Raw genomic sequence first — 14,744 nt, 5'->3', positions numbered from 1 at the left:
TGGGCGCGAGCTTGCTCGCGATGGCGGTATGTCAGTCAAAGTTGTGCTGAATGTATCGCCGTCATCGCGAGCAAGCTCGCTCCCACAGGGGGGCAGGGTGGGTCAGAACAACTTCAGTGGCTCTTCGTTAAGAGCCGCCAGTTGCTCGCGCAACGCCAACACCTGATCCCCCCAATAACGCTCGGTGCCAAACCACGGGAAACTGCGGGGGAATGCCGGGTCTTCCCAGCGGCGGGCGAGCCAGGCGCTGTAGTGCATCAGGCGCAAGGCGCGCAGCGGTTCGATCAAGGCCAGTTCACGCGGGTCGAAGTCGTGGAATTCGTTGTAGCCGTCCATCAGTTCCGACAACTGGCTCAGGCAATCCTGACGATCGCCGGCGAGCATCATCCAGATGTCCTGTACCGCCGGGCCCATGCGGCAGTCGTCGAGGTCGACGATATGGAACATTTCGTCACGGCACATCATGTTGCCCGGGTGGCAGTCCCCGTGCATGCGGATGTTCTGGTGCGGTGTGTTGCTGTAGGCATCTTCCACGCGCTTGAGCAGATCGCGGGCCACCGATTCGTAGGCCGGCAGCAGGCTGCGGGGGATGAAGTTGCCGTCGAGCAGTGTGGCCAGCGAGTCATGGCCGAAGTTTTTTACCGCCAGCGCTTCACGGTGCTCGAACGGCCGGGTCGAGCCGACCGCATGCAGGCGCCCGAGCAACTGGCCCAGGCGATACAGCTGGTCGAGATTGCCCGGCTCCGGTGCGCGGCCGCCACGGCGGGGGAACAGGGTGAAGCGGAATCCGTTGTGTTCGTGCAGGGTTTCACCGTTGTGGATCAACGGCGCCACAACCGGCACCTCGCAGTCGGCGAGTTCGGCGGTGAACTGGTGCTCTTCCAGAATCGCTTCGTTGGTCCAGCGTTGCGGCCGGTAGAACTTGGCGATCAGCGGCTCGGCGTCTTCGATACCGACCTGATAGACGCGGTTCTCGTAGCTGTTGAGCGCCAGGATGCGCGCGTCGCTGAGAAAGCCGATGCTTTCAACGGCGTCGAGCACGAGGTCTGGTGTGAGGGTTTCAAACGGGTGGGCCATGCTGACTCCTGCGCGCAGCAGGCTGCTGCGTCCGGCCAGGCATGGTAGCGCAGACGGCGCGGTTTTAGGGGGCGGGCTTGAGATGTGCGTTGTTTGCGCTGACGCTATCGCGAGCAAGCTCGCTCCCACAGGTCATGCGCCAGACTTGAAATCGCGCCAATCCTGTGGGAGCGAGCTTGCTCGCGATGAGGGCCTGTCAGGCGCCGACGATCCCGCCATCTTCCCGCGAAATCGCCATCACCGAAGACCGCGGCTTGCCGTTGGGCAGGTGCTCGGGGAAGGTCGAGCCGCCGTTTTCACCCGGATGCTGAATCCCGACAAACAGGGTCTTCTGATCCGGCGAGAAGCTGATCCCCGTCACTTCACAACCTACCGGGCCAACCATGAAGCGGCGAATCTCGCCGGTTACCGGGTCGGCACAGAGCATCTGGTTGTTGCCCATGCCGGCAAAGTCTCCGGCGTTGCTCGAATCACCGTCGGTGAGAATCCACAAGCGTCCGGCCTTGTCGAAGCCCAAACCGTCCGGGCTGTTGAACATGTTCTGCGGCGTGATGTTCGACGATCCGCCTTTTGGTGTACCGGCGTGAACCCCCGGATTACCGGCGACGACGAACAGGTCCCAGGCAAAAGTTTTCGAGCCGTGATCGTCACGCTCAGTGCGCCAGCGCAGGATCTGCCCGTAGACGTTCTTCTCCCGCGGGTTCGGCCCGCCCACCGGTTGCCCGTCTTCGCCGCGTTTGGCGTTGTTGGTCAGCGTGCAGTAGACCTGGCCATCCTTGGGGTTGACCACGATCCATTCCGGGCGGTCCATTCGCGTGGCCTTCACCACGCTGGCAGCCAGGCGGGCGTGGATCAGCACTTCGGCCTGATCGGCAAAGCCGCTGCTGGCGTCGATACCATTTTTACCATGGGTCAGTTCGATCCATTCACCCTGGCCTTTCGGGTGATCGACGTTGCCGTCACCGGCATCGAAACGCGCCACGTACAGGGTGCCGTGGTCGAGAATGTCGCGGTTGGCCTTGGGGTTCTTGTGGTCGATCTTGTCGCGGCTGACGAATTTGTAGATGAACTCACCGCGTTCGTCGTCGCCCATGTACACCACGGCATGGCCGTCGCCGGTTTCGGCCAGGGCGGCGTTTTCGTGTTTGAAGCGCCCCAGGGCCGTGCGTTTGACCGGCGTCGACTTCGGATCGAACGGATCGATCTCCACTACCCAGCCATGACGGTTGAGTTCGTTGGGGTTCTTCGCCATGTCGAAGCGTTCGTCGTGGGGGTGCCAGTTGATTTCTTTGCTGGTGGCCACCACGCCGTAGCGTTTCTGCGCCGGGTCGAATTTCTGCTCGGCGTTGCTGCTGCCGAAGCAGTCGGTGAAGTTCTCTTCACAGGTCAGATAGGTGCCCCACGGCGTCTTGCCGTTGGCGCAGTTCTGGAACGTACCGAGGACGTTCTTGCCGTGCGGATCGGCGCTGGTTTTGAGCAGGGCATGTCCGGCGGCCGGGCCGCTCAGGGTGATGGGTGCGTTGCCGTGAATGCGGCGGTTGTAGCGCGAGCCCTGGACGAATTGCCATTGGCCGTTCTTGCGCTGCACTTCAATCACCGACACACCTTCGCAGGCCAGCGCCTTGCGCACTTCTTCCGCCGATTGCGGCATGCCGCCGTGGGCGTAGAGGTAGCGGTAGTTGGTGTATTCGTTGTTGATCGCCATCAGCGCCCGATCTTTTTCGCCCGGAAACTCGAACAGGCTCATGCCGTCGTTGTTGTCGCCGAACTGGACTTCCTGATGTTCGGCGCTGCCGTTGCCGCTCGGGTCGAACGCCGGACCGTCCTTGTGCAGTGGCTGGCCCCAGCTGATCAGCACCGAGGACTTGTAGCCCGCTGGCAGGGTGATGGAATCGCTGGTGGCGGCGGCAATGCTGTCGAAGCCCAACAACTGGCTGTTGCCGGCGCTGACACTGGCGGCCATCACGCTGCGGCTCAGCAGGTTGCCACCGAGGAACATCGCAGCGCCGCATAGGGCACCCGCGCTGATGAAGCCGCGACGGCTGAGGCCGACCATGTTTTCGAGGTCGGTGGACTGGTTTTCTTCAAATAGGCTCATTTCAGGCTCCCTGCGGATTTTGCAGACACCTTAAAGATGAGTAATGAACCTTTTGTTGCAGTTCTGCTTACAGTGGCGTGCCCAGCAGAACCCTGGACGGCGAGAACTCGACGCGCACCGGCTTTCCGCAGGTCAACCCCGATGCTTGCAGATGACTCGGTTCGGCCAAGGCGCATAGGGTCAGGCCATTGGGCAGGGTGATGCGCACTTCGCTGGGGCCATCGTCGGCGTCGAGAATTTTTTCGATGCTGCCCCTGAGGCAATTGTTTCCAGGCGTTTCGGCGGAATCGCTTTCCAGCACGTCGAGCCAGCCGGCCTTGATCAATGCCACAACTTCGGTGCCGATTTGCAGCTCCAGGCGCTCGGTGCTGTCGTGGGTGATTTGCGCGTCGACGATCACGCCATCGGCGACTTTGAGGCGAATCAGGTCGTTGCGCCCCTGAGGTTCAATCGCTACTACCTTGCCGTGCAACTGGTTGCGCGCGCTGGTGCGCAGCATCAGGCGCCCGAGCAGATCCAGATCGCTCGCGTCTTCGGCAGCTTCCAGCACCTGGGCCTGCAAGGCTTGCAGCTTCTGGTACAGCCGCAGCACCCGCTCCCCCTCGTTGGACAGGCGCGCACCGCCACCGCCCTTGCCGCCGACAATCCGCTCCACCAGCGGCTTCTGCGCCAGGTTGTTCAGCTCATCGATCGCATCCCAGGCGGCCTTGTAGCTCAGGCCTGCGCTTTTGGCCGCGCGGGTGATCGAGCCTTGTTCGGCGATGTGCTGCAACAGGGCGATGCGCTGCGGACGGCGGACAATGTGCTGGGACAGCAAGGTTGGCAAAGACATGGCAAGTCGCTTTGGGTGGTGACGATGATGAGGACGTTGGTCGCTTGGGCCGTGCGAGTCAAGTCAGGGTGTCTCGCCGGGTTTGGGCGTGCGGGCCAGGCAATAGACGTCGACTCTCACCGCCCCGGCGTCCATTAGCAGGCGAGCCAGGGCCTGGGTCGTGGCACCGGTGGTCAGTACGTCGTCGACCAGGGCCAGGTGCCGGCCTTTGACGACTGCGCCGGGTGCCAGGGAGAAAGCGTTGCGCAGGTTCTTTCGTCGGGCTTCGGCGTTCAAGGCCTGTTGGGCGTCGGTGTCCTGGGTGCGCAGCAGCAACCGTTCGTCGCAAGGAATATCGAGACTCGCACTCAACCAGTGAGCCAGCATCGCCGCCTGATTGAAGCCGCGCTGGCGCAGGCGCCGGGTGGCCAGCGGCACCGGGATCAGCGCATTGGGGCGCTGCAGATCGCCTTCGAAGCGATGTTGCAGGTATTGAGCAAGAAGTTCGGCGAGCAGGCGACCGAATGGCCACTTGGCGTTGTGTTTGAAGCGGGTGATCAGGCTGTCTACCGGAAAGCTGTAGGTCCAGGGCGCAATCACTTGCTCGAAGGCCGGTGGCTGCTTCAGGCAATGGCCGCAGGTGAGGCCCGCGGCCGGGAGCGGCAGGGCGCAGGTCAGGCAGTGATCGCCGAGCCAGGGCAACTCGATTTCGCAGGCCGTGCAGACGGGAGGGATGCCGTCGGCCGCTTCATCGCACAAAAGGCATGATTGTTTGTTTTTTAACCAGATGTAAACCGGTCCTTCGTATCGTGGTTGACAGCGCATCGCTCTTCCTTAAATATGCCGAAACATCTGTGAAGCGACTGTGACATTCCATTATCCAGCCGCCTGCCAAAGCATAATTCAAAGGAAACGCCCATGAGTGCCAGCACCACTGCAACCCTGCGTCATGACTGGACTTTGGCCGAAGTCAAAGCACTCTTCGTTCAGCCATTCAATGACCTGTTGTTCCAGGCGCAGACGGTGCACCGTGCGCATTTCGACGCCAACCGCGTCCAGGTGTCGACCCTGCTGTCGATCAAAACCGGCGCCTGCCCGGAAGATTGCAAATATTGTCCGCAGTCCGGTCACTACAACACCGGCCTGGAAAAAGAAAAACTGATGGAAGTGCAGAAGGTCCTCGAAGAGGCCGCTCGCGCCAAGGCCATCGGTTCTACCCGTTTCTGCATGGGCGCGGCGTGGAAGCATCCGTCGGCCAAAGACATGCCGTACGTGTTGAAGATGGTCGAAGGCGTGAAAGCCCTGGGCCTGGAAACCTGCATGACCCTCGGTCGCCTGGATCAGGATCAGACCGAAGCGCTGGCCAAGGCCGGCCTCGACTACTACAACCACAACCTCGATACGTCGCCGGAGTTCTACGGCAGCATCATCACTACCCGCACCTACGGCGAGCGCCTGCAAACCCTGGCCTATGTACGTGAGTCGGGGATGAAAATCTGCTCCGGCGGCATTCTCGGCATGGGCGAGTCGCTGGACGACCGCGCCAATCTGCTGATCCAGCTGGCCAATCTGCCGGAGCATCCGGAGTCGGTGCCGATCAACATGCTGGTGAAAGTCGCCGGTACACCGCTGGAAAATGCCGACGACGTCGACCCGTTCGACTTCATTCGCATGCTCGCCGTCGCGCGCATCCTGATGCCGCAATCCCACGTGCGCCTGTCCGCCGGCCGCGAAGCCATGAACGAGCAGATGCAGGCCCTGGCGTTCTTCGCCGGTGCCAACTCGATTTTCTACGGCGAAAAACTGCTGACCACTGCCAACCCGCAGGCCGACAAGGACATGCAACTGTTCTCGCGTCTGGGCATCCTGCCGGAAGCTCGCGAAGAGCACGCCGATGAAGTGCATCAGGCGGCGATCGAGCAGGCGCTGGTGGAGCAGAAGAGCAGCGAGCAGTTCTATAACGCGGCCGTCTGAATCCAACATTTATTCCTCTAAAGGAATGCAAAACCCTGTGGGAGCGAGCCTGCTCGCGAATGCGGACTGACATTCAACATTGATGTTGGCTGACTAGACGCCTTCGCGAGCTGGCTCGCTCCCACAGGGGACATGTGTCATTTGATAGTCGAGGCCTGCATGTCTTTCGATCTCGCCGCACGCCTTGCCGCCCGTCGTGCCGAAAACCTCTACCGCCAGCGCCCGCTGCTCGAAAGCCCACAGGGGCCCCAAGTGGTGGTCGATGGCCAGCCGTTGCTGGCGTTCTGTAACAACGACTACCTGGGCCTGGCCAATCATCCGCAAGTGATCGAAGCCTGGCGTGCCGGCGCTTCGAAGTGGGGGGTGGGCGGAGGGGCATCACACCTGGTTATCGGTCATAGCTCCCCGCACCATGCCTTGGAAGAAGCGTTGGCCGACCTGACCGGTCGCCCGCGCGCGTTGCTGTTCACCACCGGCTACATGGCCAACCTCGGCGCGGTCACTGCGCTGGTGGGGCAGGGTGATACGGTGCTCGAAGACCGGCTCAATCATGCGTCGCTGCTCGACGCGGGGCTGTTGTCCGGCGCGCGGTTCAATCGCTACCTGCACAACGACCCGGTGAGCCTGGCCAAACGCCTGGAAAAAGCCACCGGCAATACGCTGGTGGTCACCGACGGCGTGTTCAGCATGGACGGTGATATCGCCGACTTGCCTGCGCTGGCCCGAGAAGCCAAGGCCAAAGGCGCCTGGTTGATGGTCGACGATGCCCATGGTTTTGGACCGCTGGGCGCCAACGGTGGCGGCATCGTCGAACACTTCGGCTTGAGCCAGGATGACGTTCCGGTGCTGGTCGGCACCCTCGGCAAGGCGTTCGGTACGGCGGGTGCCTTTGTGGCTGGCAGCGAAGAGCTGATCGAAAGCCTGATCCAGTTCGCCCGCCCCTACATCTACACCACCAGCCAGCCTCCTGCGCTGGCTTGCGCCACGTTGAAAAGCCTGGAACTGCTGCGCAGCGAACACTGGCGCCGCGAGCATTTGCAGACGCTGATCCGCCAGTTCCGCAAAGGTGCCGAGCAGATTGGCCTGGAACTCATGGACAGCTTCACGCCGATCCAGCCAATCATGATCGGTGACGCGGGGCGTGCGGTGCGCCTTTCGCAAATGCTGCGCGAACGCGGGTTGATGGTGACCGCGATTCGCCCGCCGACCGTACCCGCCGGCAGTGCCCGTCTGCGGGTCACGCTGACGGCTGCCCACAGCGAGGTTCAGGTACAGCTATTGTTAAATGGACTGGCCGATTGTTTTCAGCAACTGAAGCCGGAGCCAAGCCATGCGTGATCGTCTGATTCTGCTGCCCGGCTGGGGGCTTGGCGTTTCACCGCTGGAGCCTCTGGCGGCGGCCTTGCGCGGCCTGGATGAGCACCTGCGCGTCGAGATCGAGCCGTTGCCGGAGCTGGGGTCGAGCGATCTTGAAGAGTGGCTCGATGAGCTTGATTCGACGTTGCCGCAAGACGCCTGGCTTGGTGGTTGGTCATTGGGCGGCATGCTCGCCTGTGAGTTGGCGGCCCGGCGTGGCGATCGCTGCTGTGGTGTGTTCACCCTGGCCAGCAACGCTTCTTTTGTCGCCCATGATCAATGGTCAAGCGCCATGCCCGGGGAAACCTTCGATGCGTTTCTGGCGGGATGCGAAGCCGATCCGCGCGCGACGTTGAAACGCTTTTCACTGCTCTGCGCCCAAGGCGCCGAAGACCCCCGCGGATTGTCGCGGTTGTTGCTCGGCGGCGCCCCGAATACCGCCGCGCCAGTGCTGCTCAGTGGTCTGCAAGTGCTCGCGCAACTGGATACACGACAGGCACTGCAATCGTTCCGCGGTCCGCAACTGCATCTGTTCGCCGGCCTCGACGGGTTGGTGCCGGCGGAAGCGGCGGGCGAATTGTTGGCACTGCTGCCGGATGTCGAAATCGGTCTGATTGAACAGGCCAGCCACGCGTTTCTCCTGGAGGATCCCCACGGTGTGGCGGGGGCGATCCAGGCCTTTTTGCATGAGTCCGGTGATGACTGATTTATCCCTTCCCAACCTGCCCGGCGCCTTGCCCGACAAGCGCCAGGTTGCAGCATCATTCTCCCGCGCGGCGGCCAGCTACGACAGCGTGGCCGAGTTGCAGCGTGATGTGGGCAGACAATTGCTCGGGTGCCTGCCGCAGGACTTCGTACCGCAGCGTTGGCTGGACCTTGGCTGTGGCACCGGGCATTTCAGTCGTACCCTGGACGAGCAATTTCCGGGCAGCCATGGTGTGGCGCTGGACATCGCCGAAGGCATGCTCAACCACGCCCGGCCACTGGGCGGTGCCGCGCATTTCGTGGCCGGTGATGCCGAGCGTTTGCCACTGCAGGATTCGACCTGCGACCTGGTCTTCTCCAGCCTGGCCGTGCAGTGGTGCGCGGACTTCGACTCGGTGCTCAGTGAAGCTTTTCGAGTGCTGAAGCCGGGTGGCATTTTCGCGTTTGCTAGTCTGTGTGTAGGGACGTTGTTTGAATTGCGTGACAGCTGGCGCGAAGTCGACGGCATGGTGCACGTCAACCGCTTCCGGGAGTTTGGTGTTTATCAGCAGTTGTGTGCGGCCAGCGGCTTGAATGTGGTCAGTCTGCAAAACCTTGCGCACGTGCTGCATTACCCGGATGTGCGTTGCCTGACCCATGAACTCAAGGCGTTGGGTGCGCACAATCTCAATCCCGGGCGGCCGGGTGGCTTGACCGGCCGGGCGCGGATTCTGGGTCTGATCGAGGCTTACGAACAGTTTCGTCAGGCCCAGGGCCTGCCGGCGACTTATCAAGTGGTGTACGCCGTCTTGGAGAAACCCTTATGAGCGCAGCCTATTTCATCGCCGGTACGGATACCGATGTCGGTAAAACCACGGTCGCTGCGGGGCTGTTGCATGCGGCGCGTTCGGCGGGTTTGAGCACGGCGGCGGGCAAACCGGTCGCGTCCGGTTGCGATGTGACGCCCAAGGGCCTGCGCAACGCCGATGCGCTGGCCTTGCTGGCGGAGTGTTCGCTGCCGCTGACCTATACACAGGTCAATCCGATGGCCTTCGAACCGGCCATTGCCCCGCATCTGGCGGCGCGAGAGGCGGGTGTGGCGCTGACGGTGCAGTCGTTGCTGACGCCGATGCGGCAGATTCTGGGCATGCAGGCGGACTTCACCCTGATCGAAGGCGCCGGCGGCTGGCGCGTACCCTTGGCGGATCAGGACAATCTGTCGGACCTGGCCATCGCATTGAAGCTGCCGGTGATCCTGGTGGTCGGTGTACGCCTGGGGTGTATCAGCCATGCCTTGTTGACCGCCGAAGCGATAGCCCGGGACGGTTTGCAACTGGCGGGATGGGTGGCCAATATCATCGACCCGAAGACCTCGCGGCTGGAAGAAAACCTGGCTACCCTTGCCGAGCGCCTCCCGGCGCCGTGCCTGGGGCGTGTGCCTAAACTCAAGGCCGTTACGGCCGAGGCAGTGGCCGAGCACTTGCAACTGGACCTGTTGGACTGAAGTTTGTCGCATGGGGGTTTTGCCTATGACAAGGCACTGTGCCATTAGTGTTTTTGACGGGTGTTTTGCCGGCCACTCTGCTTCAATGGCCGCTGTTGATCCTTTGAAAGGACGAGTTCTCCCATGGAAATCTCAGGAAACACCGCTTTTTATGCCGGTCTGAGCACCATTCAGACAGGGCAGAACCGTGTCGATCAAGCCGCCGGGCAGATCGCCAACACCACCATCGAGCGTTCGGTCACCAGCCAGTCCTCCGAGGCACAGGTCGATCGTCTGCGATCGGTTGATCGCAGCCAGCAATCGGACCTGGCCAGCAACGTGGCCGAAATGGCCCAAGGCAAGATTCAGGCGGAGCTGGGCGTGAAAGTCGCCAAGGCAGCCGACGAAGTGCTCGGGACGTTGATCGATACCTACGCCTGATTATTTACAGAATCCGCACCCTCCAGCGCCGCGCCTGTTCGCGGCGTTTTTCTGCGTAAGTCTTTCTTGTTCAACTAATCTTTTCGGTGCGGCGGGCTGCTTCGCAAGCGCGGCTGCGTTGTCGCGTGCCTGTGTGTCCAATCCTGCGATGACGAACGGCAAAAGATCGACGCTTGACAAGATTTGGGCGTAAACGTATGTTTCAAACAACTGTTTGATCGCAACAACAAATCCATGCGGTCGTTCATTCCCGGTTACATCAGCAGAGGTTTATCGCTATGCCTGACTACAAGGCCCCCTTGCGTGATATTCGCTTCGTTCGTGACGAGCTGCTCGGCTACGAAGCGCACTATCAGAGCCTTCCGGCTTGTGCCGACGCAACTCCGGACATGGTTGACGCCATTCTCGAGGAAGGCGCCAAGTTTTGTGAGCAGGTACTGGCTCCGCTGAACCGCGTGGGCGACATCGAGGGTTGCACCTGGAGCGAGTCCGGCGTCAAGACCCCGACTGGCTTCAAGGAAGCCTACAAGCAATTCGTCGAAGGTGGCTGGCCGAGCCTGGCTCACGACGTAGAGCACGGTGGCCAAGGCCTGCCGGAGTCCTTGGGTCTGGCGATCAGCGAAATGGTTGGCGAGTCCAACTGGTCGTGGGGCATGTACCCAGGCCTCTCGCACGGTGCGATGAACACCATCTCCGAGCACGGCACCCCTGAGCAGCAAGAGGCTTACCTGACCAAGCTGGTTTCCGGCGAGTGGACCGGCACCATGTGCCTGACCGAGCCGCATTGCGGCACCGACCTGGGCATGCTGCGCACCAAGGCCGAGCCTCAGGCCGACGGTTCCTACAAGGTTTCCGGCACCAAGATCTTCATCTCGGCCGGTGAACACGACATGGCCGATAACATCGTCCACATCGTACTGGCCCGCCTGCCGGATGCACCGGCTGGCACCAAAGGCATCTCCCTGTTCATCGTGCCGAAGTTCATGCCGAACGCCGATGGTTCGGTTGGCGCGCGTAACGCTGTGTCCTGTGGTTCCCTGGAACACAAGATGGGCATCCACGGCAACGCCACCTGCGTGATGAACTTCGACGGCGCCACCGGTTTCCTGATCGGCCCGGCGAACAAAGGCCTGAACTGCATGTTCACCTTCATGAACACCGCACGCCTGGGTACCGCGCTGCAAGGCCTGGCCCACGCCGAAGTCGGTTTCCAGGGCGGCCTGAAATACGCTCGCGACCGTCTGCAGATGCGCTCGCTGACTGGCCCGAAAGCGCCGGACAAAGCCGCTGACCCGATCATCGTGCACCCTGACGTACGCCGTATGCTGTTGACCATGAAGGCATTCGCCGAAGGCAACCGTGCGATGGTTTACTTCACCGCCAAGCAGGTCGACATCGTCAAGTACGGTGTGGACGAAGAAGAGAAGAAGAAAGCCGACGCACTGTTGGCGTTCATGACGCCAATCGCCAAGGCCTTCATGACCGAAGTCGGTTTCGAATCGGCCAACCACGGCGTGCAGATCTACGGCGGCCACGGCTTCATCGCCGAGTGGGGCATGGAGCAGAACGTCCGCGACAGCCGCATCTCGATGCTGTACGAAGGCACCACCGGTATCCAGGCACTCGACCTGCTGGGCCGTAAAGTGCTGATGACCCAAGGCGAGGCTCTTAAGGGCTTCACCAAGATCGTCCACAAGTTCTGCCAGACCAACGAAGGCAACGAAGCGGTTCAAGAGTTCGTCGCTCCGTTGGCTGCACTGAACAAGGAATGGGGCGAGCTGACCATGAAGGTCGGTATGGCTGCCATGAAAGATCGCGAAGAAGTTGGCGCGGCCTCCGTGGACTACCTGATGTACTCCGGTTACGCCTGCCTGGCCTACTTCTGGGCTGACATGGCACGCCTGGCTGCCGAGAAACTGGCTGCCGGCACTTCCGAAGAGGCGTTCTACACCGCCAAGCTGCAGACTGCGCGCTTCTACTTCCAGCGCATCCTGCCGCGTACCCGCACTCACGTCGCAACCATGCTGTCGGGCGCCAACAACCTGATGGACATGAAAGAAGAGAACTTCGACCTGGGCTACTAAGCCTTAACTTCAAAAAAGCCGCCGCTTCCTCCGGGAGCGGCGGTTTTTTTTGCGCGGTGGTCAGGCCTTGCTCACCATGGCGTCGGGTCGAGAGGGCCGACGCCAGTCGGGGTGCCCACGCCTTCTCCGTTACGTATGAACGGCAGGTGCCAGAAGTCGTTCGGGACGACGGGATCGCCAGGCTTGACGCCTTCCGGAAAGATGAACTCGAACACCGGCGCCACATACTGTCCGGCAATCAGTCCATTGGCGACGGTCAGCCTGCTCGCGTTCTGGATGCAACTGTCCACGCCGACCTGGGACAAGCTTAGCTGTGGAACGCAAAGTGACCGCGCAACGACGCGCAAGGTACGTGTCGGCTGGCTAAGTAGCCCGGTGGGCGCTTTGGTCGCGCGTAATCTGGCGCGTTGTGGCTGTGGGCCCGTGTTCTGTGTGGTAATACCGCCCGAGGCTCCCAGGCAACTGGCCGCAAGGCCCAGCGCAGGGTTGCACTCACCTGTCATCTCATAGGGTGTCGCCCAGCGATTGGTTTGCACACCTGTCGATGGATTGACATCGATCAGATAGATGTCGACCGGGGTCTGGATGTCGGTGGTGGAGGCTTCAAGGAAAATCCGGTCCTGCGTCTCCTGGGCTACTCCGTTGATGGCCGTTGCGGCCGGGTCGGCCGTACCGATGCCAAACTCCCCGATAGCCAGGTAGCTGGGCTGCGAACCAGGCTGAGTGTAGATCCCGACATTCGCCTCGATCGTGTGTGCAGAGATGAAGTCCGGGAGGCCCGTTGTTGCTGACTTGAACAGAGTACCGGACCAGCTGATGAAGTCGCCGACTTCGAAGGGTGCCTGTTGTGTCGGGTCGGAGTCCGTCGCCGTGCGTGTAGCATCGCTGAATCTCTTCATGACGTACTGGCTGCAATAGACCTGCCCCACCGCTGGACCCGAGAGCTCTCCACTGGCCGGAGGCGTGACGCCGGCCTGGCTGAAGTTGCGGCAGTTGTTGGTCGTGGTCGGGGTGACCACTTTTGGCCGGTTTTTCTGTGGGCAGAGCGCATCGTCCCCGGAAATCGTGCGCGGCACGCACATCGGGTAGCCGGTGGCGGCATGGATGGTCGGGTTGGCATCATCGACGGAGAAGCGTGGGTCGGGGCTTTGGGCACGGCCAAAACGTCCAGTCGGATCGTTGATCTGAATGATCGTGGGTTGCGTCGGGTTCCCGCTGTCAACTTCGAGGTTGCCATTGGTGTAGTCGATCCGGGTGATGATACCGCTACCCGCATTGACTGATTGCTGGGAGACAAAGATCAGCCCGGCAATTTGCTTGTTGGAGACAGTATTACCTACCACATGGATCTCGAACGAGGGGTAGGCTGCCGGTGATTTTCCGAGCGCCAGCGTTCCACCCCTGACGAAGTCGGCCCAGGTCAGGGTATTGGCCGGCATCTGCATAACGGTGTTGCAAGGGACAACAATCGTGACGCCGTTCAACTGGACGGTCCCCCCAAAGCGGCCCGGGTTGCTGGTATTGGGGCAATTCGCATTGGTGGTGTCCAGGGTCATGTTTTGGATAAAACCGGTAACGTCAAACCCATGAATCGCAGTCGGGTTTGTAAAAATCGGATCGGGCAGTGTGGGTGTCGTGAACGGCGAGGGCAAACCCGGGGGCTTGGCAGTCCCGCCGCCACCGCCACCGCCAGCTCCGTTTTTGGCAAATGCATCTCCACCACCAATGGCCAGTGCGACAGCGACGGCACTGGCGAGCAGAGCATGGCGACTGAAGATGCGGTTGAATCGTTTGTGAGGCAGCAGCGGTATGGCGAGCGTTTTTTCGAACAAAGATAAGCTCATGGCTCACTCCAGAATCTTGCAGGACCAATTGCCGGCCGATCGAGATCGCGGATCTGCTGATGCGCTGAATCCTGCGCAAGAAAAACGCAAAGCCGTGAGTGTCGAATGGGGGCTCGATCCGGCGGGATAAGTGCCTGTGTACTGTCGTCACTTGCCGTTCGGATGCTTTCACCTGCGTTGCGTTGGCCGGTTACGGACGCAAACGCGAGAGACATTTCCTTGAGCCTGAGGGGCTCATAGCAGTAGTCGTGCCTGATTGGTTAAGTCGCTTGTTAGCCAGCAAAAATGCGGGCTGCGCTGATGTTGGTGGTATACACATAGTTATATGTTAAGTGGTTAACGCCAAAGTGGGTGGGGATATATACCCAAGTTTGGAGTGGTGTGAAAAATTTTAGTAAGTGTCTCCATTGGTTTTGATTGAGAAGTGTTGCCTGTTAAATACTACTAAGGTCTTATGTGTGCAGGAAGGGGTGTTGAAGAAGATGATGAAAGAATAGGCTTGTATTGGCGGTATGAATAAAAAAGGTAATAGCTAGCGCAGTACAACTTGCGCACGAATGGATTTTATATGCCTGATAGACGGTTCTATTGGCTGGCGATGCGGTTTTTTACAGGTGTTTTTTAAAGTACCGCTTTCACCGGGGTGTTTGGATTGGCAAATACTCTGCCAGGTTCAAGAAACGCAGTCTGGTGGCGTGATGCCCTTTAAATGCTGGCTTTAGAGACCGTTGGTGATCGCCTGATGCGGGCTGTTTGGGGAATTACACCCAATAATGGGGTGAGGTTTAACCATAACTGAGGAATAGTGCGCAGTTCCTGTTGTTTGTAGGGTTTATTGATTTGGCTTAAATAAAAATATTGAAATTTTCATGTTGAAATATTTTATTGCGGC

12 protein-coding genes are annotated in these 14,744 nt (G+C 60.5%); 7 read left to right on the top strand and 5 right to left on the bottom strand.

Translation table 11 applies throughout. The annotated features are described in order from the left end of the window. Nucleotides 1-102 precede the first annotated feature (102 nt). The 4 genes from KGA96_RS00450 to KGA96_RS00435 all read right to left on the bottom strand — a co-directional run bounded on the left by KGA96_RS00450 (nucleotide 103) and on the right by KGA96_RS00435 (nucleotide 4,811). A complete protein-coding gene (locus KGA96_RS00450) occupies nucleotides 103-1,077 on the bottom strand; it encodes a serine/threonine protein kinase (RefSeq protein WP_046039418.1) in 975 nt (324 codons plus the stop codon). Nucleotides 1,078-1,273: 196 nt separating this feature from the next. Beyond that, complete coding sequence (locus KGA96_RS00445; RefSeq protein WP_223511231.1) at nucleotides 1,274-3,175, bottom strand: PhoX family protein; 1,902 nt, start codon at nucleotides 3,173-3,175, stop codon at nucleotides 1,274-1,276. Between the two features lie 67 nt (nucleotides 3,176-3,242). Beyond that, on the bottom strand, nucleotides 3,243-4,007 hold the full coding sequence (locus KGA96_RS00440) for a TOBE domain-containing protein (protein ID WP_046039420.1): 765 nt from the start codon (nucleotides 4,005-4,007) through the stop codon (nucleotides 3,243-3,245). 63 nt (nucleotides 4,008-4,070) lie between these two features. After that, on the bottom strand, nucleotides 4,071-4,811 hold the full coding sequence (locus tag KGA96_RS00435) for a ComF family protein (protein WP_046039421.1): 741 nt from the start codon (nucleotides 4,809-4,811) through the stop codon (nucleotides 4,071-4,073). 93 nt (nucleotides 4,812-4,904) lie between these two features. On the opposite strand from KGA96_RS00435, the gene bioB reads away from it, so the two are divergent. From bioB to KGA96_RS00395, 7 genes are all read left to right on the top strand, one after another. After that, the gene (gene bioB, locus KGA96_RS00430; RefSeq protein WP_110659825.1) at nucleotides 4,905-5,960 is read left to right on the top strand and encodes a biotin synthase BioB; all 1,056 of its coding nucleotides are present in this window, start codon (nucleotides 4,905-4,907) and stop codon (nucleotides 5,958-5,960) included. 159 nt (nucleotides 5,961-6,119) lie between these two features. Next, a complete protein-coding gene (bioF, locus tag KGA96_RS00420) occupies nucleotides 6,120-7,298 on the top strand; it encodes an 8-amino-7-oxononanoate synthase (protein WP_046039424.1) in 1,179 nt (392 codons plus the stop codon). After that, entirely contained in the window at nucleotides 7,291-8,022 is a 732-nt protein-coding gene (locus KGA96_RS00415) for an alpha/beta fold hydrolase (protein ID WP_223511229.1), read from the top strand. Before bioF ends, KGA96_RS00415 begins: the two co-directional genes overlap by 8 nt. Beyond that, nucleotides 8,015-8,827: a malonyl-ACP O-methyltransferase BioC gene (bioC, locus tag KGA96_RS00410; protein ID WP_046039428.1), complete on the top strand. Its 813-nt coding sequence runs from the start codon at nucleotides 8,015-8,017 to the stop codon at nucleotides 8,825-8,827. Before KGA96_RS00415 ends, bioC begins: the two co-directional genes overlap by 8 nt. After that, entirely contained in the window at nucleotides 8,824-9,504 is a 681-nt protein-coding gene (gene bioD / locus KGA96_RS00405; RefSeq protein ID WP_046039429.1) for a dethiobiotin synthase, read from the top strand. The genes bioC and bioD overlap by 4 nt, the downstream gene beginning before the upstream one ends. A 123-nt stretch (nucleotides 9,505-9,627) precedes the next feature. Continuing rightward, nucleotides 9,628-9,924 (top strand): hypothetical protein, encoded by a 297-nt coding sequence (locus KGA96_RS00400; RefSeq protein WP_046039431.1) that lies wholly within the window; start codon nucleotides 9,628-9,630, stop codon nucleotides 9,922-9,924. Nucleotides 9,925-10,202: 278 nt separating this feature from the next. Further along, nucleotides 10,203-12,008: a phenylacyl-CoA dehydrogenase gene (locus KGA96_RS00395; RefSeq protein WP_008051571.1), complete on the top strand. Its 1,806-nt coding sequence runs from the start codon at nucleotides 10,203-10,205 to the stop codon at nucleotides 12,006-12,008. A gap of 71 nt (nucleotides 12,009-12,079) precedes the next feature. Here the strand turns inward: KGA96_RS00395 and KGA96_RS00390 are convergent, their stop codons facing one another. After that, a complete protein-coding gene (locus tag KGA96_RS00390; protein WP_223511227.1) occupies nucleotides 12,080-13,852 on the bottom strand; it encodes a hypothetical protein in 1,773 nt (590 codons plus the stop codon). Nucleotides 13,853-14,744: the final 892 nt, after the last annotated feature.

The organism is Pseudomonas sp. GL-R-26, assembly GCF_019947365.1.
Taxonomy (GTDB): domain Bacteria; phylum Pseudomonadota; class Gammaproteobacteria; order Pseudomonadales; family Pseudomonadaceae; genus Aquipseudomonas.
This window is presented reverse-complemented; position numbering and strand designations above follow the sequence as displayed.

What these genes read in the sequence shown, in the direction of transcription:
- KGA96_RS00435 (WP_046039421.1), bottom strand. Translation starts at nt 4,811, where the DNA reads ATGCGCTGTCAACCACGATACGAAGGACCGGTTTACATCTGGTTAAAA.
- KGA96_RS00440 (WP_046039420.1), bottom strand. Translation starts at nt 4,007, where the DNA reads ATGTCTTTGCCAACCTTGCTGTCCCAGCACATTGTCCGCCGTCCGCAG.
- KGA96_RS00390 (WP_223511227.1), bottom strand. Translation starts at nt 13,852, where the DNA reads ATGAGCTTATCTTTGTTCGAAAAAACGCTCGCCATACCGCTGCTGCCT.
- bioF (WP_046039424.1), top strand. Translation starts at nt 6,120, where the DNA reads ATGTCTTTCGATCTCGCCGCACGCCTTGCCGCCCGTCGTGCCGAAAAC.
- KGA96_RS00450 (WP_046039418.1), bottom strand. Translation starts at nt 1,077, where the DNA reads ATGGCCCACCCGTTTGAAACCCTCACACCAGACCTCGTGCTCGACGCC.
- bioD (WP_046039429.1), top strand. Translation starts at nt 8,824, where the DNA reads ATGAGCGCAGCCTATTTCATCGCCGGTACGGATACCGATGTCGGTAAA.
- bioC (WP_046039428.1), top strand. Translation starts at nt 8,015, where the DNA reads ATGACTGATTTATCCCTTCCCAACCTGCCCGGCGCCTTGCCCGACAAG.
- KGA96_RS00415 (WP_223511229.1), top strand. Translation starts at nt 7,291, where the DNA reads ATGCGTGATCGTCTGATTCTGCTGCCCGGCTGGGGGCTTGGCGTTTCA.
- KGA96_RS00445 (WP_223511231.1), bottom strand. Translation starts at nt 3,175, where the DNA reads ATGAGCCTATTTGAAGAAAACCAGTCCACCGACCTCGAAAACATGGTC.
- bioB (WP_110659825.1), top strand. Translation starts at nt 4,905, where the DNA reads ATGAGTGCCAGCACCACTGCAACCCTGCGTCATGACTGGACTTTGGCC.
- KGA96_RS00400 (WP_046039431.1), top strand. Translation starts at nt 9,628, where the DNA reads ATGGAAATCTCAGGAAACACCGCTTTTTATGCCGGTCTGAGCACCATT.
- KGA96_RS00395 (WP_008051571.1), top strand. Translation starts at nt 10,203, where the DNA reads ATGCCTGACTACAAGGCCCCCTTGCGTGATATTCGCTTCGTTCGTGAC.